We start from the raw sequence: 22,681 nt of genomic DNA on the forward strand, positions 1-22,681 counted from the left end.
AACAATCAGCTAGCGCTCTGGCTAACGATAGATTTCTCGACGGTGGCCGATGGCAACCACAAGGATTTTTAATTCACAATCTTCGATGGTATAGACCATCCGGTAATCGCCTACGCGGATGCGGTAAAGATCATCAACGCCGTGCAGTTTCTTGAAGCCTGGCGGCCGTGGATTTTCGGCTAAATCGCAAGCCGCCGCATAGAGGCGCTTTTGAATCTCGTTTGGAAGTTTTGAAAAGGCTTTTTCGGCGCTTGGTTTGAATACAACTCTATAGGTCATATTTCAAACGCATCTCGTCCAGGCTGATTTCGCCGGGTTCGGTCAATGACTGGGCGGCGGCCTGGATGTCGGCTTGATCATCGAGGTATTCTCGTAATAGGTTATCGAGAAACGTTAACGGCGATTGACCAGCAACAGTTGCGGCGTTGATTAACAGCGTTTCAGTAGGTTGTGGTAACTGGATCATTTTAGAGCCTCCTTTTTCGTTACATTTAACGCTGAGGATGTCGCTTGTGTTCATCATCGGATTTTATAGCGTTTATCGGCAACAGGATCAAACGCCCAGCAAAAGCCTGGACGCGCGCTACCTGATGGGTAAGCAACCAAGTCGACAGTGATTTAAAGTGCCATTATAAAATGGACACTTTATGAACAAGGCAATAAAAAAGGCCTAGGTCTTTCGACATAAGCCTTTAATATATATGGAGCTGGCGATGGGACTCGAACCCGCGACCGGCTGATTACAAATCAGCTGCTCTACCAACTGAGCTACGCCAGCAAATTGGCTGGCCATTATACAAAAAAAATCGGATTAATCCATTTCTTTTTACCGCTGCGGCTTACTTGTTGCGGATGCTGTCTATCATGCCGGACAAGTAATCCATGATTTGCGCCAGGAACAGAATCAGCCGGTCGAGCTGAGCCTGCAAGAAGAACAGGAAATGGCTGTGGTCGAAATCCTGGTCCAGATAAAAACTCAAGCCGTTATTGATGGTATTCAACCCCATCGCCAGCATGATCAGGGCTGCCGCTTTGAACATGTAGCCGCGCAGCTTGGCACTCATTTTGCCGAAGGCGACGCTGATGAACAGCATCATCGGCAGCGTTCCGGCACCGAAAGCCAGCATCAACGCGCCGCCTTCCAGCACGCTGGTTGCCGTCGTCGCCTTTACCGCCATCGCAAACGTCAACATGCAAGGCATCAGGCCATTCAGAAAGCCGGCGATCACCGACCCGATCAACGGCCCTTTTTGATTGGCGGTAGCATACCCCTTGCGCAGAACCGTCAATGGAATCAGACGCAAAGAGCCCTGCCAGGGAATCCAGCCCAGCACCCCCATCGCCAGCGCGATAACCACCAAACCCATCGCGATCTGCAAAATACTTTGGATCTTGCCGAACAAGCCGCTCGATACCAACACCACGCCCAATGCCGCAGCCAGCATGCCGATCGTCGCGTAAACCGAAATCCGCGTCAGTTGGTAGGCCAGATAAGGCAGGTAGCTTTTGCTTTTTCCGGCTTTCATGAAATAGCCGGATACCAATGCCCCGCACATACCGAGGCAATGGCCGCTGCCCAAAAACCCGGCGGCAAACGCCAAGGTGTAATCGAATCCGCTGGCCGCAGCCATTTCGGTCATGCCGTGCATGGCATGATCCATCCCTTCCATATTGTGGTGGTTCATTTACTTGTTCAATCTCAGAGAATTGACGATGACGGATACGGAGGACAACGCCATCGCCGCCGAGGCGATCATCGGATTCAGTTTGCCGAGCGCCGCGACCGGAATCGCTACAGTGTTGTAACCGAAGGCCCAGAACAGGTTTTGTTTGATGACGCGGATGGTAAAAGCGCTGAGCTCGATGGTATCGGTCACCTTGCCGATATCGCCTTGCACCAGAGTCAGATCGGCCGATTCGATGGCAATGTCGGCGCCGCCGCCGACCGCAAAGCCGACGTTGGCCGCCGCCAGTGCCGGCGCATCGTTGATACCGTCGCCGATCATGCCGACGTTGCGGCCGTCCTGTTGCAATTGGCGGATGATTTGCAATTTTTGCTCCGGCCTGGCGTTGGCGACGACGTCGGCTATGCCAACTTTATCGGCGATGAAATGCGCGGTTTTTTCGGTGTCGCCGGTCACCATCATGGTTTTGATACCGAGACGATGCAGGCGGGCGATGGCTTCTGCAGCCTCGTCGCGCGGATTGTCGGACACGGCAAATACCGCAACCTCTTTGCCGTCCACCGCCATGTACACCGGAGTCTGGCCCTGCCGGGCGAACAAATCGGCGTGTTCAGTCAGACGTTCGACCGCCACTTGCTGGCTTTCCAGCCAAGCCTGGTTGCCCAGCAGAATTTTGTGTCCGGCCACTTCGGCCCGGATGCCGCGGCCGGTCTCGCTGTAAAAATAGCCGCACTCTCCCGGCTCGACGCCCTGCTCGCGGGCGTGGGCAACCACAGCTTTGCCCAGGTAGTGCTCCGAGTTGTTCTCAGCCGATGCCGCCAATAACAGCAGTTTGGCCTCAGCCATCCGCGAGATTTTGACCAGCTTGCTAACCCTGGGCCGGCCCTCGGTAATGGTGCCGGTTTTGTCGAACACGATCGCGTTAAGTTTGCTGGCGATTTCCAGACTTTCGCCGTTGCGGATGTAGACGCCCTGCTTGGCGGCCTGGCCGGCGCCGACCATGATCGCCGCCGGCGTCGCCAATCCCAGCGCACACGGACAGGCAATTAGAAGCACCGTAATCGCATTGCCGAAGGCGAAGCCGAACGGCGCTCCGGCCAGCAGCCAACCGGCCAGAGTCGCCGCAGAAAGCCCCATTACCACCGGCACGAATACCGCCGAAATTTTGTCGACCTGTTTCTGGATCGGCAATTTGGTCGCCTGCGCCTGATCGACCATGTGCACGATGCCGGCCAGCACGGTGTCCATGCCAATCGCAGTCGCTTTGACATGCAACACGCCATTACCGTTGACGCATCCACCGATCACGGCGTGGCCCGGATTCTTCACCACCGGCATGCTCTCGCCGGTAATCATGGCTTCGTCGACGGTGGAAATGCCGTAGACGACCAGGCCGTCGGTCGGAATCTTCTCGCCGGGCCGCACCAACAGCAAATCGCCGATCCGGATATCGTCTATATCGATGCGCCGTTCGTTACCGCCCTCCAGCAGCAAGGTCGCTGTTTGCGGTTGTAAATCGACTAATTTGCGAATCGCTTCGCCGGCCTTGCCGCGGGCGCGCTCTTCCAGGTAACGGCCGAGCAAGACGAAGGTGACAATCGCTGCGGCGGCTTCGAAATATATATGGCCACGGCCGCGGAACAAGGCCGGCACGCTGTAACCGTAAGCCGAACCGACGCCCAATGCGATCAGGCTGTCCATGTTAGCCGCCCGTTGTTTGGCCAAGCGATAAGCCTTGCTGAAAAACTGGCGGCCGGAGCCGAACACCACTTGGGTGGTTAATGCGAATTGCAACCAGTGCAGCCAGCTCCGGCTAGCCATCGCCATCGCCGAGACCACTACTGGTATGCTCAACAGCCCTGCGGTTACGAATCGGCGCCGGGCCACGTCAATTCGTTGCAACTCCTTTTCGATCAGTTTCTTTCGTTGCGACAGCGTATCGACCGGCATTGCGCTATAGCCCAACCGTTCGACGATTTCCACCACATCAGCCGAACTCAAACAGCCCTGCACGTTTACGGTTTCGGTAGCGAAATTGACACCGGCTTTCTTCACCCGCTCGTCGCGGTTAAGCACCATTTCGATCAACAGCGCGCAGGATGCGCAACTCATGCCCTGCACCGCCAAATCGATATCGTGCAACGGCCCGTCGATGATTTTCCGTTTATCCTGTTTGATATCGGTCTGCTTTTGGGCGATGTTACCCAACACGGCGTCCAGCATAATCAACAGATTCTTCTTCGGCAGCCGGCTGGAATCGAATTCGATCACGACCGAACCGATCGCAAACACCGAGCGCACCCGTTTAATTTCCGGGCGCTTTTTCAGCAAAATTTCCAGGATATATCCGCGTTCCGGATCGTCGGCCAACACACGCGAAACGATGCGTACCCGGTTGCGCAATTGGTGGCGCAACTCGAAGTTTTTGGGGATTGGGATCTCGGTTTCCATGGGCGGGATAATCCTGTACTGGAAAGGCGAACCGGTGCGCCGCCGGCCAAGCGGCGACTCCGGGCTGAACGCTATTTAGGCCTGCGGGAGCGGACCAGTAAGAAAAACATATAGAACAAGGCCATCCATTCGTAACGGTGTACAAACGGCCGCACCAGCCATTCTTGGGTAATCCGCGTCCAATGGGTCTTGATCAAGTAGAGCACCAACACGTCATTTAAAAAATCGATTGTGGCTTTTTCCGGATCCTTGATTAGCGCTTTCGGACCTTTGACACCCAGTTTGCCCACGATCTTCGCCGCCTGCAACGTTTCCCGGCCGGCCTGATATTTTTCGCGAAACCAACCGCCGACCCGGGTTTGCTTGAAGCGCTGACTGATATCGAGCATCGATTTTTTAGCCTTGTCGGCTAAAGGCGTCTCGAACAGCCCCTGTTGTTCCAACTCGGCCACGACACGATATAGGCAAACTGCCAATTGATTGAAGCCGCAAACCGACTCGTTATAACGGATCGATAATTTGCGCTGGTTTCGATAGAGGCGCACCGAACGCACGCCGCCAGTTTCCGAGAGTTTTAGCGTAAGCTGTCTGGCGGCCTCGGCTTGGCAGGCCGATACCGGCAGTTGAAACCTGACGTGGCCGTCTCCGCGGTAACGCAATAGAAATTGTTTCTGGATTGCCATGGGTCGTAATACACACTAAAACGGGCGGTTCGGGATTGCCGAAACCGCCCGTTGTCAACTCAGCAAAGTTCGGGTTGGAGGTGTAAACCAAGCCTGCTCATTCGCTTTCTTTGGCCTCGGCAACGATATCTTCCAGGTTTTCCTTTTGGTGCAGCACGAAGTCTTTGCCTGCCTCCAGGGTCTTGCTGGCACTGGCAATGATATCTTTCCGGTATTTGTAGACAAAATAACCGGCTACCATCCCGGCACCAAACACCAGCAGTGGATGTTTCGCTAGTTTACTCATTAATTTTCCTCCAGTATTAACCGTTGCGGTCGCCAAAGTACCCGCCACCACCTGCTTAGTCATCGATTGACCGTTTGCATCGGATTTGGGTTCGTGCTTGTGCGCCATAGTGTCCTCTATGCTGTTTATGAATTGGGCTGACGGGCGTCGTCTTGATCCGCTAATACTTGCGCTTCATGCAACATTTGGTAAATACCTTTACACCCTTCGCAACAAAATCTTTTGTCTCCGTCGACGGTTTTAAGTTCAAAACCCGTCACTTCAACCGGCAATCCGCAAAGGTCGCAATCTTTTTTGATTTCATCCGCCATGACACAAACCCGTTTTTGTTCGGCAAATACCGCCATTCCGTAGTGGAATTATACCTGAACCTGACAACCGGCTTGACGAAAACCAACGGCGTGATGCGAGTGACGGCAACTTGGACATAGGTTCCCGAAAGGAAAATTTTGAAGTTTGAGGCGCTGACCCGCCGGTTTACGGCAGGGGCGCAGGAACCACTATCGGCGACCCCGTGCCGCTTGGCTGGAAGCCTTCATCAACGCAATTCTCAGGGCTCCGGTCAGGCTCGCACTCAAGCCAAGCCGCATCGCCAAAGCCGGCACTAAAATCATCGAAGCCACCGCCAAACCGGCACCCAAAACCAATCCGGCGGTATTCAGTTGCTGAGCAACCACTTCTTGATTCACAACTACCAATTCTTGAGCCATCTGTTTACCTCGCGCAGAAAAAATTAATGCAACGCCGATAAACAGCACAAAAAATGCCACAAATATAACTTATTGATTATGCCGAACAAAGTCCGTATGAAGCGCGATTTCTCGGCAAAAACAAGGCATATGCCTTATTTCTAACGCGTTATATAACACAGTTTTTTTAATTATTGGACTCCTACCCAGCTTTCTCTTGCGCCATCCGCAACGGCCGGCCTTGCCTAACAGACTAATGCTGATCCAGACCGAATGCGGTATGCAATGCGCGAACAGCCAACTCCAGGTATTTTTCATCGACCACTACCGAAATTTTAATTTCGGATGTCGAAATCATTTGAATATTGATGCCTTCGTCGGCCAACACCCTGAACATCGAGCTGGCAATACCGGCGTGCGAGCGCATGCCAACGCCGACGATAGACACCTTAACGATGGTGTTGTCGCCAATCACCGTCGTACTGCCGCCCAAGTCAGCTTTTAAACCTTCCAACACATTCTTGGCGCGGGCAAAGTCATTGCGATTCACGGTGAAGGTGAAATCGGTGGTGCCATGAGCGGAAATGTTCTGCACGATCATGTCCACTTCGATGTTTTCGGCAGCGATCGGCCCCAAAATTTTCGACGCCACCCCCGGCAAATCAGGCACACCGGTCAAGGTCAGTTTGGCCTCGTCCCGATTGAACGCGATGCCCGAAATTAACGCTTTTTCCATTTCTGATTCCTCGTAGGTAATTAGAGTGCCATTGCCTTCCATAAACGAAGACAACACGCGCAATTTGACGTTGTATTTGCCGGCGAACTCGACCGAGCGGATCTGCAGGACTTTCGAACCCAAGCTGGCCATTTCCAGCATTTCCTCGAAGGTAATCTGTTCCAAGCGCCGCGCTTTGGGTACTACGCGCGGATCGGTGGTGTAGACGCCATCGACGTCGGTGTAGATATGGCATTCGTCGGCTTTAAGCGCCGCCGCCAGCGCCACGCCGGTGGTATCGGAACCGCCGCGGCCTAAAGTGGTGATGTTGCCGTGCTCGTCGACCCCCTGAAAACCGGCCACAACCACGACTCGACCAGCCTCCAGATCGGCGCGGATGTTGGCTTCGTCGATTTCGCGGATGCGGGCTTTGGTAAAGGCGCTATCGGTCAGAATCCGCACCTGCGGACCGGTATAGGACTTGGCTTCCACGCCGATGTGATGCAACGCCATCGACAGCAGCGCGATGGTCACCTGTTCGCCGGTCGACAGCAGCACGTCCAACTCGCGGTCGGTCGGTTGCGGCTGCATTTGTTTGGCCAATGCCACCAAGCGGTTGGTTTCGCCGCTCATCGCCGAGACGACGACCACGATTTGATCGCCCTTGTCGTGGGCTATTTTCACTTTTTCGGCCACCGCCTTGATCCGCTCCACCGAGCCGACCGAAGTGCCGCCGAATTTATAAACGTACAATGCCATTCTTTATTGACCTTATTGGCTTTCTTACACTGAAATTGGTGGCGGACGCTCTCGCCCGCCGTCGCGATTAACCCAGCTTGGCTTTAACCCATTCCGGTACCGCCGCCAGCGCCGCCGGCAATGCCGCCGGATCGTTACCGCCCGCTTGCGCCATATCCGGCCGGCCGCCGCCTTTGCCGCCGACCTGGGTGGCGACGAAGTTGACCAAATCGCCAGCCTTGACCTTGTCCATCGCGTCTTTCGAGACGCTGGCTATCAGGCTGACCTTGTCGCCGCTGACGGTGGCCAACACCAATGCGGCGCTGCCGAGCTTGTTTTTGAGTTGATCGGCCAAGTCGCGCAAGGCTTTCGGATCAACATCTTCAAGCTGCACCGCCAATACTTTCACTCCGTTGACCTCGACGGCCTGACTGGTCATCTCGTCACCGGCCGAACTGGCCAGTTTGCCCTTGAGTTTTTCCAGCTCCTTTTCCAGATGGCGGGTTTTCTCCAACAACTGTTGCACCTTGTCGGCGGTCTTGTCCGGCGCGGCTTTCAACAAGCCGGCGATACTCAACAAAGCCTGTTCGCGCTGGGCAATCCATTCCAACGCACCTTCGCCGGTTACCGCTTCGACGCGACGCACGCCGGCGGCGACGCCGGTTTCGGTCACAATTTTCAGCAAACCGATGTCGCCGGTACGTTGCACATGAGTCCCACCGCAAAGCTCGGTGGAAAAATCGCCCATGGTGAGAACGCGAACTTCGTCACCGTATTTTTCGCCGAACAAGGCCATCGCGCCGGCTTTGACCGCGTCATCCTTGGCCATGATTTGCGCGCAGACGGCGTTATTGGCGCGAATTTGTTCGTTGACCAAACGCTCGACCGCAGCAATTTGCTCGGCGGTCATCGGCTCGAAATGCGAGAAGTCGAAACGTAAACGCTCATTGTTGACCTGCGAGCCTTTTTGCTGCACGTGCTCGCCCAACACGTTGCGCAAGGCGGCGTGCAACAAGTGAGTCGCCGAGTGATTGCGCTCGGTGGCTTTACGGATCTCGGCGTTGACGCTGACTTCGCAAGCCATGCCTTCGGCAATCACGCCTTTGACGACTTTGCCCTTGTGCAAAAACAACTGGCCGCCCTGCTTTTGGGTGTCCGTGACTTCGAACGTGCCACCGGTGCATTCGATCAAGCCGCTGTCGCCGACCTGGCCGCCGGATTCGGCGTAGAATGGAGTTTGGTCCAGAATCACCACGCCTTCGTCGCCGGCTTCCAAGCTCTCGACCGGTTGGCCTTTTTTGAACAGGCCGATGACTTGCACCGAGCCGTCAAGATGCGAATAGCCGGTAAATTCGGTAACGCTGTCGTGGCGTATGTCCTGGTCATAATCGGCCGCGAATTGGCCGCCGGCCCGAGCCCGGTCGCGCTGGGCGCTCATTTCCACTTCGAAGCCGGCGTGGTCCACGCTCAAGTTGTGCTCGCGCGCGAAGTCGGCGGTCAAATCCACCGGGAATCCGTAGGTGTCGTACAGCAAAAACACCACGTCGCCGGGTATGACATGGCCGTCCATCTTGGCGACGCAGTTCTCCAGGATTTTCATACCTTGGCCCAAGGTTTCGGCGAAGCGTTCTTCTTCCTTCTTCAAAACCCGCTCGACCTGATCCTGAGCCTTGGCTAGTTCAGGATAGGCTGCGCCCATCTCGGCAACTAGAGGTGCGACCAGTTTGTAGAAGAAGGTGTCCTGAATGCCCAAGCGGTAGCCGTGGCGGATCGCCCGACGCACGATGCGGCGCAACACGTAGCCGCGGCCTTCGTTGGACGGCAGCACACCGTCCGCCACCAAAAACGCGCAGGAGCGGATATGGTCGGCGATGACGCGCAAAGAGCTGTTGCTCAAATCACTGGTACCGGCCAACGCGGCGGCAGTTCTGACCAGATTTTGGAAGATGTCGATTTCGTAGTTGCTGTGCACGCCTTGCATCACGGCGGCGATGCGCTCCAGGCCCATGCCAGTGTCGACCGACGGCGCCGGTAATGGCGTCAGGTTGCCGTCCTTGTCGCGCTCGTATTGCATGAACACCAGATTCCAGATCTCGATGTAACGGTCGCCGTCATCGTCCGGGCTGCCGGGCGGGCCACCGGCCACATGCTCACCGTGGTCGTAGAAAATCTCGGTACAAGGACCGCACGGACCGACATCGCCCATCGACCAGAAATTGTCCTTGGCGCCGATGCGCGAGAAGCGGGTCGGATCGATTTTGACCTCTTCCAGCCAGATCGCCTCGGCTTCGGAATCCTCGTCGAACACCGTCACCCAGAGTTTGGACGGCGGAATGCCCATTTCTTTGGTCAAAAAGTCCCAGGCGAAATTGATCGCGTCGCGCTTGAAATAGTCGCCGAAGCTGAAGTTGCCCAGCATCTCGAAGAAGGTATGGTGGCGGGCGGTGTAACCGACGTTCTCCAAATCGTTATGCTTGCCGCCGGCCCGCACGCAACGCTGGCTGGTCGCGGCGCGGTTAAAATCGACTTTCTCCCGGCCGAGGAACACGTCCTTGAACTGCACCATGCCGGCGTTGGTGAACAGCAAGGTCGGATCGTTGCCCGGCACCAAGCTGCTGGACGGACGCACGGCGTGGCCGCGCTGGCGGAAAAATTCCAAAAAGGCGGCGCGAATTTCGGCGCTGGTCATATGTTTCATGGGTTTACTTCAGTTGTTTTCTAATCCATAACAAACTCGGCCTTGGCCACGCCAGAGCCACCAAACCGGATACAGCGCTGAACCGAAAGGATCAGCCCGACCGAGATAACTTGATTTTTAATGCGGCAAACACCTGCTTGATCGTCTCGCCGCTAAAGCCGCGCTGCTGCATAAACCGGCTGCGCTTGGCCCATTCGTTTGGCGGCAAGGCCTTTTCGTCGCCGTATTTACCCGCATAAACGTCTAAGGCCAAATTCAGCCAGCCGCCCTGCTCTTCGGCTTGCGCGTCCAAATCGACGCCGCTGATGCCGCGCTGCTGCAATTCGTAGGCGATGCGGATCGGGCCGTAGCCTTTACCGATGCGGTCGCGGACGTAACATTCGGCGTAGCGGTCGTCGTTTTGCCAATTCTGCTCGGTCAGCGCATCGATAACCGGATTAACTTCTTCGCGCTCGAAGCCGCGCAAGGCCAACTTATCCAGCAACTCGCGGCGGCTATGCTCGCGCCGCGCCAACAATCTCAGACAAATCTCTTCGATTTGCCGGCCGCGCTCATTCGCCGTCGTTGAACTCGGGGTCTTCGTCTTCATGGGCCGGAGCGGTCGTCACTCTGCTGGCGAAGGCTTTCTCGCGAATGGCTTTTTCCAGCTCGGCGGCGATTTCCGGGTGCTCGCGCAAATACTGCTTGGCGTTATCCTTGCCCTGGCCGATTTTGTCGTTGTTGTAGCTGTACCAGGAACCGGACTTTTGCACGAAGCCGAATTCGACGCCCAAGTCGACCAATTCGCCAAGGAATGACACGCCCTCACCGTACAGAATTTCGAAGTCGGCCTGCTTGAACGGCGGTGCGACTTTGTTCTTGACGATCTTGACCCGGGTTTCGTTGCCGATCACCTCGTCGCCTTTCTTGATCGCGCCGATGCGGCGAATGTCCATCCTGACCGAGGCATAGAATTTCAACGCGTTACCGCCGGTGGTAGTTTCCGGATTGCCGAACATCACGCCGATTTTCATCCGCAACTGGTTGATGAAGATCACCAGCGTGTTGGAACGTTTGATGTTGGCGGTCAGTTTACGCAAGGCCTGCGACATCAAACGGGCTTGCAGGCCCATGTGCGAGTCACCCATGTCGCCTTCGATTTCGGCTTTCGGTGTCAGCGCCGCCACCGAGTCGATGACGACGATGTCGACCGCGCCGGAACGGACCAGCATGTCGGTGATTTCCAGGGCCTGCTCGCCGGTATCCGGTTGCGACACCAGCAGGTCGTCGATATTGACGCCGATCTTTTGCGCATATACCGGGTCCAGCGCGTGCTCGGCGTCAACGAAGGCCGCGGTGCCGCCCAATTTCTGCATCTGGGCGATGGTTTGCAGCGTCAACGTGGTTTTACCGGACGATTCGGGACCGTAGATTTCGATGATCCGGCCACGCGGCAAACCGCCGCAACCCAGAGCGATGTCGACGGACAAGGAGCCGGTAGACACCACTTCGATGTCGCGGGTCGCGGCGACGTCGCCCATGCGCATGACCGAGCCCTTGCCGAATTGTTTTTCGATTTGCATCAACGCGGCGCCGAGAGCCTTTTTCTTGTTTTCGTCCATATCCTACCTACTGTTGTCTGCCCGGTGAAAACGCGGCATTATCCCATAGAGGCCGGCCGTGAAACAGTTTTTATCGGCCGGATTGCCGGAAAAAACCGGCCGCCGCGCGCGGGTTGAACGGGAAATACAGGTGGAGATAAGACGCCTGCAAAGCGCCGTCGCGAAAAAACCCTTCACCATGGCCGAAACTGCGTAGCGGCTGCGAAATCTGCAGCGGCTGCAGTTCGGTTTCCAGGGTCGAAAAATGAAAACTGTGACCACGGATCTCGCCTTCCGGCAAGGTCAGACTGTGCATGCCCAGGTTTGCCAGCCGGCTCTGCATCGTCGCCCGGCCGGGCAACAAACCGGCCATCTCGGCGGCCTGGCCCTGCTTGTCGGCCAGACTTTCCAGCAAATACAGAAAGCCGCCGCATTCGGCGTAAATCGCTTTGCCCAGACCATGGTGCTCGCGCAAGGCACGCTTCATCGGCAAATTCCCGGCCAGCGCCGACAAATGCAGCTCCGGATAGCCGCCCGGCAAATACAGACTATCGACCTCCGGCAACGCCGAGTCGGCCAACGGCGAGAAGAACGCCAACTCGGCGCCCATCGCCAACAGACAATCCAGATTGGCTTGATAAATAAACGAAAACGCCGCATCCCGCGCGACGCCAATCCGCAACCCGGCCAGCAGTTGCGGCAGCGGCTCGCCGCGGACCGCCTCGAATCGCACCGGTTGCGGCAACCGGCACGGGCCGAAGCCGTTCAGCAATTCGGCGGCTCGCGCCAAGCGGGCGGAAAGGTCGCCGATTTCGTCGGCTTGCAGCAAGCCCAGATGGCGCGAAGGCAGTCCGATGGCATCGTCGCGGGCGACCGCGGCCAGCATCGGCATGTCCGGAGGCAAGGCTTCCTGTAACAGCTTGGCATGGCCGGCACTGCCGACTTTGTTGGCGATGACGCCGGCAAACGGCAATTCCGGCCGGTAGCTGGCCAACCCATGGGCGACCGCGGCGAAGGTTTGCGCCATGCCTTGAGCATCGATTACCGCCGCCACCGGCACGCCCAGCGTCTGGGCCAAATCGGCGCTGCTGCTGTCGCCGTCGAACAGGCCCATCACACCCTCGATCAAGATCAAATCGGCTGCCCCGGCGGCACGGTAGAGCAACTCGCGGCAATGGCTCTCGCCCATCATCCACAAATCCAGTTGGTAAACCGGATGACCGGAGGCGAACGCCAATATCTGCGGATCGATGAAATCGGGGCCGGTTTTGCACACCCGCACCCGCAGACCCTGGCTGCGGAAATGGTAAGCCAGCGCGGCGGCGATGGTGGTTTTACCTTGGCCCGAAGCCGGCGCAGCGATCAGCATTGCCGGGCAGGCCAAGGAGTTTTGCAAGGATGTCATGATGAAAACGAGAGTAGCCGACCGGCGGATTGACGCCGGCCGGGCGCTTAAAAGCGCGGGATCAGGAAGCCGCCAGCATATTGTCCAGCGCCTGCTTGGCCAGCGCGGCCTGTTCGGCAGCTACGGCGACTTGGTTGACGACATGGCCGGCGGCCAAATTCTCCAGGACCCAGCACAAATGCTGCGGATCGGTGCGGAACATGGTCGAGCACATGCTCAAGGTCGGCGCCATGAAATGCACGCTTTTGCCTTGGGCCTTGCACTCCTGGGCCAGACGGTTGACCAGATTCAGTTCGGTGGCCACCAGCCAGCGGGTATTGGCTTCGGCTTCGCGGACAATCTTCAGAATCATCTCGGTTGAACCGATGTGATCCGATTTTTCGCAGACTTCGAAACAAGCCTCCGGATGGGAAATGACGATAGTTTCCGGATGTTTAGCCTTGAAATTGTCGATTTGCTCCGGCTGAAATGCCTGATGCACCGAGCAATGGCCTTTCCAGAGGATAATCTTGGCGTCGCGGATTTGCTGCTCGGTCAAACCGCCTTGGGGTTTGTTGAAGTCCCAGGTCACCATCTGTGCCAACGGGATACCCATCCGAAAACCGGTATTGCGGCCCAAATGCTGGTCCGGGAAGAACAACACTTTCTCGCGGCGGGCAAAACTCCAGTTCAGGATTTTCTGAGCATTGGACGAGGTACAGACGATACCGCCGTGTTGGCCGCAAAACGCTTTCAAATCGGCGGCGGAGTTAATATAGGTGACGGGCGTGACCGAATTTTCGACGTCGATGATCTTGGCCAACTCATCCCAGCATTGTTGGACTTTGACTTTGTTGGCCATATCGGCCATCGAGCAACCGGCCGCCATGTCCGGCAGAATTGCGATTTGTTCCGGCCGCGACAGAATGTCGGCGACCTCGGCCATGAAATGGACGCCGCAAAATACGATGTATTCAGCCTCGGATTGGGCGGCTTCGCGCGACAGTTTCAAAGAATCGCCGTAAATATCGGCGTGCTTGAACACCTCATCGCGCTGGTAATGGTGGCCCAGAATAATGCAGCGTTTGCCGAGTTTGGCTTTGGCGGCGGCTATCCGCTCATCACACTCGGCGTCGTCCAGTAAGGCATAATCGTGGATCGGTAAAGCAGCGGCTGTCATGTAATCGTTACCTGGCAATGAAAGACGCGCCATTGTAGCGCCAAGCCGCTGTTTTCGATACCGCTTAGCCGGTCTGCAAAGCGAAGCGCAATAAAGTCCAGGCGATCCAGCCGAATCCCAAGGTCGTTGCGATAAAACTGAGCAGCGAATAAATCCGCCACACCGGCTTGGCCCAGAAATCGGGATCGAAAGCCGCAACCACAAATACGCCGGGATTGGTCATGCCGCCGATCACGACCAGCCAACATGCCGCCACCGGTAACTGCACTTTGGTTGCGTAAAAGCCGAGACAGAACAGCGCCATCAACGCAAAATCGACGTGAGCGCGAATCATGGTTTTGTAGTCCTTCAGGAACACGCCGTCGATGCCGGGAACCGGGAACCATTTGGCAAAAGTCATCAGCCAAGCCGACATTAAAATTGCGGCAATCATAAGTGCCGCACCGACCAGTAATATTTCCATGTTGTTATTTTTTTGTCTGAATCAAAGGCCGCCTAGCGGGGTCTCAATGCAAAGCCTGTTGCAACAGGTTCATGGTGCCGGATCCGCCCTGGTTTTGCACATACTGTAATACGACGGGCAAAAACTGGCTGACCATGGATGGGTTCATGCCCAAGGACTGAAACGAGCCGGCCAAAGCCGCCAAACTGCCCAAGGCATTGTTTTGACCACCCAACAGACTGCCGGCGGCACCCAATAAACCGCTATTGCTGCCGGCTGGCGGCAGTTGCGGCGCCGACGACAGGTAGCCGTCCATGCCGGGAACGCTACCGCTCAACTGAGAAAAATCGGCGGGATTCATGCGTTGTTGCGCCACCGAAAAGATCGAGCCGACGCCACCCAAAGCCTGCTGCGGACTGATGCCCAATTTTCCGACCAGCAAATTGATCAAACTCGCTTCGTTGCCTGTACCGGTAACGGCAGAGCCCAGTGCGCCGACCGCAGCCGGCGCTTGTTGCGCAACCGCATTTTGCGCCCCACCCAAGCCGAAAATCTGACCGGCCTCCTGTGCCGGCACACTCGCGCTTAAGCAGCACAGCGCGATCGTCGTGACATACCCGTGTAAGTTTTTCATAGTAGAGATACCCTGTTTTGCCTCAGTTTGCGAATAGACGTCCCGATCCGGCGTACTCAGCCGCTACCCAACGTGCCGGTTGGAACTTTAAATCGAAACCTTAGCCCCTGGCAACCGACAGCGTTCTGGGGTACTAAACTTGTTCGGCTATGGCACCACCGTATCGACCAGGTAGTACCTGTCCAAACCGCATGCGCGATGGTCTCCGAACGGATTCCCGGCAAACGGTACTTAAGCTTACACTTAATAAGTATAATCGCCGGCTTGGCCTAACCATCGATCGGGTAACGATATGCAGAATATTCAAAAAACACTGGAAGACTACTATCTCCGCTTGCAAGCCCACCCCAAATACCTGCAGGTCATGACTTTGCCGACCTTGCAACGTTGGGGGGTATTGGTCGGCCTGTTCCTGGCATCGCAAATTCTGGTATTCGGCAGCCTCTACCTCATTTTCGGCAAAATCGTCGTGATCGGCTTTCTCGCCAGCGTACTGGCCGGCTGCGCCACCGGCGTCGGCGCCCTGCCGGCCCTGTTTTTTAAAGACATTTCCGACCGCTTATTCAATAGTCTGCTCGGTGCCGCCGCCGGCGTCATGTTGGCCGCGACCGCATTTTCGCTGCTGGTGCCCGGCATGGAATACGGCGAACAAGTCTGGCCCGGCAAAGGTTTGTGGGTCGTCTCGGCCGGTATGCTGATCGGCGCCCTGTTCTTGCATTTCGCCGACAGCCGCCTGCCGCATCTGCATTTCGATTCGGTCAGCGACCATTCCTTGGATTCGCTTCAAAAAATCTCGCTGTTCATCATCGCCATCACCATCCATAACTTCCCGGAAGGCATGTCGGTCGGGGTCAGCTTTGGTTCCGGCGATTTGAACAACGGCTTGGTGCTGTCCATCGCGATCGCCTTGCAAAACCTGCCGGAAGGTTTGGCGGTGGCTCTGCCGCTGGTGGGCCTGGGCTACGATAAATGGAAAGCGGTCGGAATTGCCACCTTGACCGGCCTGGTCGAGCCGGTCGGCGGTTTGCTGGGAATCACGATGGTCACACTGTTTTCGTCGATCCTGCCGATCGCCATGGGTTTCGCCGCCGGCGCCATGCTGTTCGTGATCAGCGAAGAAATCATCCCGGAAACCCACTCCAAGGGCCGTTCCCGCATCGCCACCTTCTCGCTGATGTTCGGTTTCATCGTGATGATGGTATTGGACAGGCTGCTGGTCTAGCCGACACTTTCGACCCAACCGCCCGCCTTACAGATCAAAACCGGCGGGCCTGCCTTTGTCTTTCTCGAAAACACCGGATCCATGGACTATATCTCCCAGCTACTTGGTCAACTTCAAGCCATCAGCCCAGCCGAACTTCTGACCACCGGCGGCACCAGCTTTGCACTGATCGCCGCCGCCGAAATCGGCGATAAAAGCCAACTGGTTTGCATGACGCTGGCGTCGCGCCACCGGCCGGCACCGGTACTGTGGGGCGCGATCGCGGCATTCATGCTGTTGAATACGTTGGCCGTGGTATTCGGCACAGCGATCGCGAACTGGCTGCCGGACTATGCCGTCGCGGCCAGTGTCGCGCTGTTATTCGCGGTGTTCGGCATTCACGCCCTGTGCAATGGCGACGATGACGAAGACGCACAGGATGTTGCCGAAAAAAGCGGTCACGGCATTTTCTTCACCACCTTCTTGTTGATCACGGTCGCCGAATTCGGCGACAAGACGCAATTGGCTGTGGTCGCCTTCAGCAGTACCGCACAACCCGCTGCCGTTTGGTTAGGGTCCACCTTGGCATTGAGTTTTACATCCGCGCTCGGCGTATTGGCCGGCCGTACCGTACTGCAACGTATCCCGCTTAGCCTGTTGCATAAAGTCAGCGGCCTGCTTTTTCTGGGATTGGCCGCCGCCGCCGGCTACAAAACCTATCTTAGCCTGGCTGCAGCCGGACTGATTCCAACCCTCTGAACCGGTTTGTCGAATATATCCGCCTCAACGGCTTTGGTATTACGCAGCGCTGATTACCACCCCTTCGGGTTTTAAGCTCAACGAATAATCGCCATTCAGCAGGCCCTGCAATTCGCGGCCGGCCATGTTGTAGCGCCAGCCTTGCAGCAGCAGGCAATCCTCGTCGCCGAACAGCAATTGCTCCAAATCCTTGCGGCTTGCCAGTATCACCGGATTCAGCGAATTTTCCTCGGCCCGAATCCTGACCACCGCGCTCAACACATCCAGAATCGCCTCGTGTTGCTGATTCTTTTTAAAGGCGTGGTCTTTATCGGCAATCGGCTTCGGCGGCCGTTGCCTGGCCTCATCGATCAGGCTGCATAGGGTCTTGCCGTAACGGTTTACCGTGCGTTCGTTGATGTTGCGGATCTTCCCGAGCTCGGCGAGCGTTACCGGCTGCAATTTGGCCAGCTCCAGCAGCAAATCGTCCTGCATCAACCAGTTGCGCGGTTTGTTTTCCTGCTGCGCGCTGCGTTCGCGCCATTCGCTCAGGCTTTGCATGATCGACAACTGCTTGCCGGTCAATTTGTTCTTACCGCGGATTTTGAGCCAGGCGTTCTCCGGCGACAGTTGGTAGAGTTCGGGATTGTTCAACAAGGCAAAATCGCTCTCCAGCCAATTCAATCGTCCCAATTTGGCCAATTGTTCGCACATCATCGTGTAAATCTTGCACAGATAAATCACGTCGTCGGCAGCGTATTGGATCTGGTCGGCGCTCAACGGCCGCTCCGACCAATCGGTGCGGGTATGCGCCTTGCTCAAATTGACGTTCAAAAAGCTGGATACCAACATCGCATAGCCCGGATTTTCCTGAAAACCCAACAAAGGCGCGGCAATCTGGGTATCGAAGATCGGCCCAGGGATTTTGCCGGTGATCTGATAAAAAATTTCCAGATCCTGGCGGCACGAATGCAGCACCTTGACGATATTCGGCGCGTAGATGGCGTCGAACAACTCGCTCAAATCGCCGACGGCCAGCGGATCGACACAGGCAACCCAGCCCGGCGCCGCGATTTGCAACAGACAGAACTTGGGGTAATAGGTTTTTTCGCGGAGAAACTCGGTATCCAGTGCAATCCAAGGTTCGTTGGCTATTTGCCGGCAAAGGTCTGCAATTTGGTCGGGTTTATCGATGTATTGGATGGACATGATCTCATTCTGTTTGACAAGGGGGCCGATAAAGGGCTCGGCTGGCTATTTTACTCCGCCGGCCGCGGCCCGGCTGAATAATTCGCCAATGACGGGGAGCGGGAAAATTTCCTTTTTTCAACCGAAACCATAGCGCTTTACAACGCGCAAGTTACCATGCGGCACTTTTTTGGTTAGTCAGTTTAGGTAAAAGTCATGAATAAATTTGCCGTGGGTATGTTGCCCTGGTTTAGCCTGCTGCCGTTGGCCGAAGCCATCGCGGCCGAAACATCCGATAAACTGGATGCGGTAGAGGTGGTTGCGGTAACGCCATTACAGTTCAGCGGCATTGACATCAGGAAAATCCCGGCCAACGTACAAACCGTTTCCGCCGACCAGCTGCAGGAGGCACAGGCGCTTTCGCTGGCCGAGTACATGAACCGTTATTTGGGCAGCGTCAACATTAACGACGCCCAAAACAACCCGCTACAGCCGGACGTGCAATACCGCGGGTTCAGCGCGTCGCCGTTGATGGGATTGCCGCAGGGCTTGGCGGTTTACGTCAACGGCATCCGCTTCAATGAACCGTTCGGCGACATGGTGAACTGGGATTTGATACCGAACGGCGCGATCGAAAGCATGGCGCTGCAGCCGGCGTCGAATCCGGCCTTTGGTCTGAATGCATTGGGCGGTTCGATCAGCGTCAATACCAAGACCGGCTTTTCCGCGCCCGGTCACAGCTTCGAGGCCCAAGGTGGCTCCTGGGACCGGCATTCCGAAGAAGTCAGCAGCGGCTGGAACAACGGCACCTGGGGTTATTTCCTGGATTTCAAATACTTCAACGAGAAAGGTTGGCGCGCCCATTCTCCCAGCGAGGCCAAACAAGGCTTTGGTACCCTGAGCTGGCGCGGCGTTAAATCCAGTCTGGACCTAAGCATTGCCGGGACCGAGAACACTTTGCGCGGCAACGGCACGCTACCGCAACAAATGCTGGCTTTCGGTCGCGATCAAGTGTTCACCCACCCCGACATTACTCGCAACCGAATGATGCTGGTCTCACTGGACGGCGACACTTGGTTGAACGACCACAACCAGTTATCCGGCACCATGTACTACCGACGCAATAAAATCGGCACTTATAACGGCGACGGTAGCGAATTCGGCCCCTGCGTCGACGAAGGCGGCGGCGAGGACAATTTCTTGTGCTCCGAATCCGGCGGAGAACTGGACGACGAGGGCCTATTGGATCTTAACGGAAACAACATCGGCGCGCTCTCCAGCTTGGAAGGCGGCACGATCAATACCTCCAGCACGCTGCAACAATCCTTCGGTTTTGCACTGCAGGATGCCTTCGACCACAAGATTTTCGGTCGCAACAACCGTCTGGTCGGCGGCGCCAGCTTTGACTACGGTAACGCGCGTTACCACGCCGACACCCAACTGGGTTCATTGACCGCCGACCGCGGTGTGGCCGGCGGCGGCGTATTGATTCAAGACGCTCACGTCCGTTTGACCACCGAGACCGACAACTACGGCGTTTTCCTGACCGATACTTTTTCTGTGACCGACCAATTGGACGTCACGGTTTCCGGACGCTACAACCAATCCCACATCAAACTGCGCGATCACGTCGGCGAAGATTTGAACGGCTCGCATTCTTTCGACCGCTTCAATCCGGCCGCCGGCTTTACCTACACCGTAATGCCGGAATTGACCTTCTTCGGCAACTACAGCGAATCGTCGCGAGTGCCGACACCGATGGAGTTGAGCTGTGCCAATCCCGACGATCCGTGCCGACTGCCGAACGCATTCGTCTCCGATCCGCCGTTGAAGCAAGTGGTCGCAAACACCTTCGAAACCGGTCTGCGCGGCCGCTTGAAAAACCTGTTGCCGGGCTATCTGGACTGGAATCTGGCGCTGTTCCGCACCATCAACAATGACGACATCATCTTCAAAAGTACCGGCGGCGTCGGCAGCAACCTGGGTTACTTCGACAATGTCGGCTCGACCCTGCGCCAAGGCGTCGAACTCGGCCTGAACGGAAACTTTTACGAACGTTGGCGCTGGTCGACCCATTACACCTATATCGACGCCAGCTTCGAAACCGGCTTTCTGTCCAGCAGCCCCAACAACCCAATGGCGGACGGTAACGGCGACATCGTCGTGCGACCCGGCGATAAATTGCCCGGCATCCCGGCCCACCAATTCAAATTCAGTACCGACTTCGACATCGTCTCGGCCTGGACCTTGGGCATGGACATGAACTACAACAGCTCGCAATACCTACGTGGCGACGAGGCCAATCTGACGGCCAAACTGCCGGCTTTCGTCGTGTTCAACCTGCGTAGCGAGTACCGCTTTAATCCAAACGTCACCTTGTTCGGTAGAGTGACCAATTTGTTCGACCGCGAATACGCCAACTTCGGCACCTGGGGTAATACCGGGGATGTATTGGACGGCCTGGGTTTGCCGGGCGATCAACAAAGCCGCTTCGTCGGCGTCGGCGCGCCCCGAGCGGCCTGGATCGGCATTCGCCTGACGATGTAATCTTCACCAATGAAAACGGCGGTTCAACCGCCGTTTTCGTCTCCGCCAACATTGCGCTGTTGTCTGAATTTATTGGGCTTGATGCGTTTGATGTTCAGCTTTTGCGAGCCGATTTCGGTTTCTGCCAATAACTGAAAGACATCTGCCGGCATGCCGTCGGGCAACTCCACCAGCGTATAGGTGTCTCGAATGTCAATCCGGCCGATGCGTTTTCTGTCGACGCCGGACTCCGATACCAATACCGCCTGAATCTGGTCGCGACTGACTTGGTGTTGATTGCCGACCGCGAGGCGGTAACGAACCATTTTATAGTTGGGCTGAATCGAGCGGCTCGGCTCCGCCGGCTGGCGTTTCAGGGGTGGATACAGATTCGGCTGGTTCATGAATACCAACGCCGCGGCGCAAGTTAGCAGGTCGATATTCAAATCGGCCGCTATCCGTTGTACCAAGTCGCGCTGCCGAGTCAAATCCTCTTCTCTGGCAACCCGTTGCAGGCGGCGTTTGAATTTATCTTCTTTTCTCGGCTCAACCGGAATCGCGCTCATAACTTATTACAGTCGGTCCAAATCGATTTCCACGTAAGCTTCGTCGCGTAAGCGCCGCAACCATAACTCGGTTTCTTCCTCGATTTTGCGCTTCCGAATCTCGTCGCGGATTTTATCTTTTCTAAACTGCTCGCTATTATCCTGGCTTTCCCGACCTAACACCTGAATCATGTGCCAGCCGAACTGAGTCTGTACCGGGGCACTAATTTCGTTGATACCCAATTTGTTCATCGCTTCCTCGAACGGCGGCACCAAGGCACCCGGCCCAACCCAATCCAGCGAACCGCCGTTGATGGCCGAACCTTTGTCGTCGGAATGGGCCCGAGCCAGCGCGGCAAAATCGTCGCCATCGTTGATCCTGTCACGCAGCGCCAATAAGCGTTTCTGTGCCTCGGCATCGTCGACCAGTTCATTGGTTTTGATCAGGATATGTCTGACCTTGGTCTTGGTAACGATATGTTGGCTACCGCCTTCGGTTTCCAGCATCTTGATGATATGAAAGCCACTGGGGCTCCGAATGGCCTCGGATACGTCGCCCTGGTTCATCGTACCGACAATATCGGTAAACAGCGAAGGAATCTGGCCTATGCTGCGCCAGCCCAGATCGCCGCCCTTCAACGCGTTGTCGTCGTCGGAAACGCCAACCGCGACTTGTTTGAAATCTTTGCCGCCGCGCAAATCGGCAATGACTTGGTCGGCTTTGTCTTTGGCTTTTTGAATCGCCGAAGCTGAGGCGCCTTCCGGGACCGCGATCAGAATATGGCCCAGATGATATTGCCCGCCACTCTGCCCCGCCTTACTCTGGGTTTCCATGTAGTGCTGGACTTCGGCATCGGTCACTTTAACCCGCGCCCCGATTTCGCGGCCACGCAACTGGTTGATGATGATTTCGTTGCGCAGGTTGTCTTCGAAACCCTTGTAATCCATCCCTTGCCGGGCCAATTCGCTGCGGAAAGCATCGACGGACATGCCGTTGCGGGCGGCGATGTCCGCCACCGAGGCGTTCAGCATTTCGTCGCTGACCTGAATCCCGGACTTTGCCGCCATTTGCCGCTGTAATTTATCGACCACCATCCGTTCAAGCACTTGTTTGCGTAGCACGAATTCCGGCGGCACCATCACGTTGCTACTACTCAGCTTATTGCTGATCGCCGCAACTTCGGTGTTCAGCTCCCGTTTCAGGATAACGTCTTCTTCGACCACCGCAACGATCCGATCCAATAGCTGGGCCTGGGCCAAGCCGACGTAAAAACTAAGCGAAAACAGCAAAGTGGCTAGCGATTGTTTCAACATGTAT

Annotated in this window: 22 protein-coding genes and 1 tRNA gene; 3 read left to right on the forward strand and 20 right to left on the reverse strand. The window is 56.3% G+C overall.

What is annotated here, in order from left to right:
* Positions 1-21: 21 nt before the first annotated feature.
* The 17 genes from C2U68_RS10040 to C2U68_RS10120 form a co-directional block, all read right to left on the reverse strand.
* Positions 22-279, reverse strand: coding sequence for a type II toxin-antitoxin system RelE family toxin (locus C2U68_RS10040; protein ID WP_140912348.1), 258 nt, complete (start codon positions 277-279; stop codon positions 22-24).
* Positions 269-466, reverse strand: a complete 198-nt coding sequence (locus C2U68_RS10045) for a hypothetical protein (RefSeq protein ID WP_140912349.1) — start codon at positions 464-466, stop codon at positions 269-271. Before C2U68_RS10045 ends, C2U68_RS10040 begins: the two co-directional genes overlap by 11 nt.
* A gap of 236 nt (positions 467-702) precedes the next feature.
* Positions 703-778, reverse strand: a tRNA-Thr gene (locus C2U68_RS10050).
* A gap of 61 nt (positions 779-839) precedes the next feature.
* Positions 840-1,685 (reverse strand): sulfite exporter TauE/SafE family protein, encoded by an 846-nt coding sequence (locus tag C2U68_RS10055; protein ID WP_260839291.1) that lies wholly within the window; start codon positions 1,683-1,685, stop codon positions 840-842.
* Complete coding sequence (locus tag C2U68_RS10060; RefSeq protein ID WP_140912350.1) at positions 1,686-4,136, reverse strand: heavy metal translocating P-type ATPase; 2,451 nt, start codon at positions 4,134-4,136, stop codon at positions 1,686-1,688.
* 71 nt (positions 4,137-4,207) lie between these two features.
* Complete coding sequence (locus C2U68_RS10065; RefSeq protein ID WP_140912351.1) at positions 4,208-4,819, reverse strand: hypothetical protein; 612 nt, start codon at positions 4,817-4,819, stop codon at positions 4,208-4,210.
* A 97-nt stretch (positions 4,820-4,916) separates the two neighbouring features.
* Positions 4,917-5,213: a hypothetical protein gene (locus tag C2U68_RS21190; protein WP_186289570.1), complete on the reverse strand. Its 297-nt coding sequence runs from the start codon at positions 5,211-5,213 to the stop codon at positions 4,917-4,919.
* Positions 5,214-5,230: 17 nt separating this feature from the next.
* Complete coding sequence (locus tag C2U68_RS10075; protein WP_260839292.1) at positions 5,231-5,452, reverse strand: heavy metal translocating P-type ATPase metal-binding domain-containing protein; 222 nt, start codon at positions 5,450-5,452, stop codon at positions 5,231-5,233.
* Between the two features lie 153 nt (positions 5,453-5,605).
* Entirely contained in the window at positions 5,606-5,863 is a 258-nt protein-coding gene (locus C2U68_RS10080) for a hypothetical protein (protein ID WP_260839293.1), read from the reverse strand.
* Between the two features lie 184 nt (positions 5,864-6,047).
* Entirely contained in the window at positions 6,048-7,268 is a 1,221-nt protein-coding gene (locus tag C2U68_RS10085; RefSeq protein ID WP_140912352.1) for an aspartate kinase, read from the reverse strand.
* A gap of 67 nt (positions 7,269-7,335) precedes the next feature.
* Positions 7,336-9,936 (reverse strand): alanine--tRNA ligase, encoded by a 2,601-nt coding sequence (gene alaS / locus C2U68_RS10090; RefSeq protein ID WP_140912421.1) that lies wholly within the window; start codon positions 9,934-9,936, stop codon positions 7,336-7,338.
* Positions 9,937-10,036: 100 nt separating this feature from the next.
* Positions 10,037-10,534: a regulatory protein RecX gene (locus C2U68_RS10095; RefSeq protein WP_140912353.1), complete on the reverse strand. Its 498-nt coding sequence runs from the start codon at positions 10,532-10,534 to the stop codon at positions 10,037-10,039.
* Positions 10,497-11,546 (reverse strand): recombinase RecA, encoded by a 1,050-nt coding sequence (gene recA / locus C2U68_RS10100; protein ID WP_140912354.1) that lies wholly within the window; start codon positions 11,544-11,546, stop codon positions 10,497-10,499. Before recA ends, C2U68_RS10095 begins: the two co-directional genes overlap by 38 nt.
* Before the next feature lie 70 nt (positions 11,547-11,616).
* Complete coding sequence (locus C2U68_RS10105) at positions 11,617-12,930, reverse strand: cobyrinate a,c-diamide synthase (protein ID WP_260839294.1); 1,314 nt, start codon at positions 12,928-12,930, stop codon at positions 11,617-11,619.
* 61 nt (positions 12,931-12,991) lie between these two features.
* Positions 12,992-14,089, reverse strand: a complete 1,098-nt coding sequence (gene nadA, locus C2U68_RS10110; RefSeq protein ID WP_140912355.1) for a quinolinate synthase NadA — start codon at positions 14,087-14,089, stop codon at positions 12,992-12,994.
* A gap of 64 nt (positions 14,090-14,153) precedes the next feature.
* Entirely contained in the window at positions 14,154-14,552 is a 399-nt protein-coding gene (locus C2U68_RS10115) for a hypothetical protein (protein ID WP_140912356.1), read from the reverse strand.
* A gap of 43 nt (positions 14,553-14,595) precedes the next feature.
* The gene (locus C2U68_RS10120) at positions 14,596-15,165 is read right to left on the reverse strand and encodes a DUF2780 domain-containing protein (RefSeq protein ID WP_140912357.1); all 570 of its coding nucleotides are present in this window, start codon (positions 15,163-15,165) and stop codon (positions 14,596-14,598) included.
* A 292-nt stretch (positions 15,166-15,457) separates the two neighbouring features.
* Here C2U68_RS10120 and C2U68_RS10125 point away from each other — a divergent pair, with 292 nt between their 5' ends.
* A complete protein-coding gene (locus C2U68_RS10125) occupies positions 15,458-16,387 on the forward strand; it encodes a ZIP family metal transporter (RefSeq protein WP_140912358.1) in 930 nt (309 codons plus the stop codon).
* Positions 16,388-16,468: 81 nt separating this feature from the next.
* Positions 16,469-17,125: a TMEM165/GDT1 family protein gene (locus tag C2U68_RS10130; protein WP_140912359.1), complete on the forward strand. Its 657-nt coding sequence runs from the start codon at positions 16,469-16,471 to the stop codon at positions 17,123-17,125.
* Positions 17,126-17,164: 39 nt separating this feature from the next.
* On the opposite strand, the gene rnd is transcribed toward C2U68_RS10130, so the two are convergent.
* On the reverse strand, positions 17,165-18,313 hold the full coding sequence (rnd, locus tag C2U68_RS10135) for a ribonuclease D (protein ID WP_140912360.1): 1,149 nt from the start codon (positions 18,311-18,313) through the stop codon (positions 17,165-17,167).
* 195 nt (positions 18,314-18,508) lie between these two features.
* On the opposite strand from rnd, the gene C2U68_RS10140 reads away from it, so the two are divergent.
* On the forward strand, positions 18,509-20,839 hold the full coding sequence (locus C2U68_RS10140; protein WP_140912361.1) for a TonB-dependent receptor: 2,331 nt from the start codon (positions 18,509-18,511) through the stop codon (positions 20,837-20,839).
* Between the two features lie 23 nt (positions 20,840-20,862).
* On the opposite strand, the gene C2U68_RS10145 is transcribed toward C2U68_RS10140, so the two are convergent.
* A complete protein-coding gene (locus C2U68_RS10145) occupies positions 20,863-21,384 on the reverse strand; it encodes a DbpA RNA binding domain-containing protein (protein WP_140912362.1) in 522 nt (173 codons plus the stop codon).
* Between the two features lie 6 nt (positions 21,385-21,390).
* The gene (locus C2U68_RS10150) at positions 21,391-22,677 is read right to left on the reverse strand and encodes a peptidylprolyl isomerase (protein ID WP_140912423.1); all 1,287 of its coding nucleotides are present in this window, start codon (positions 22,675-22,677) and stop codon (positions 21,391-21,393) included.
* Between the last annotated feature and the right edge of the window lie 4 nt (positions 22,678-22,681).

It is taken from the genome of Methylomonas koyamae (genome assembly GCF_006483455.1).
GTDB classification, from domain to species: domain Bacteria; phylum Pseudomonadota; class Gammaproteobacteria; order Methylococcales; family Methylomonadaceae; genus Methylomonas; species Methylomonas koyamae_B.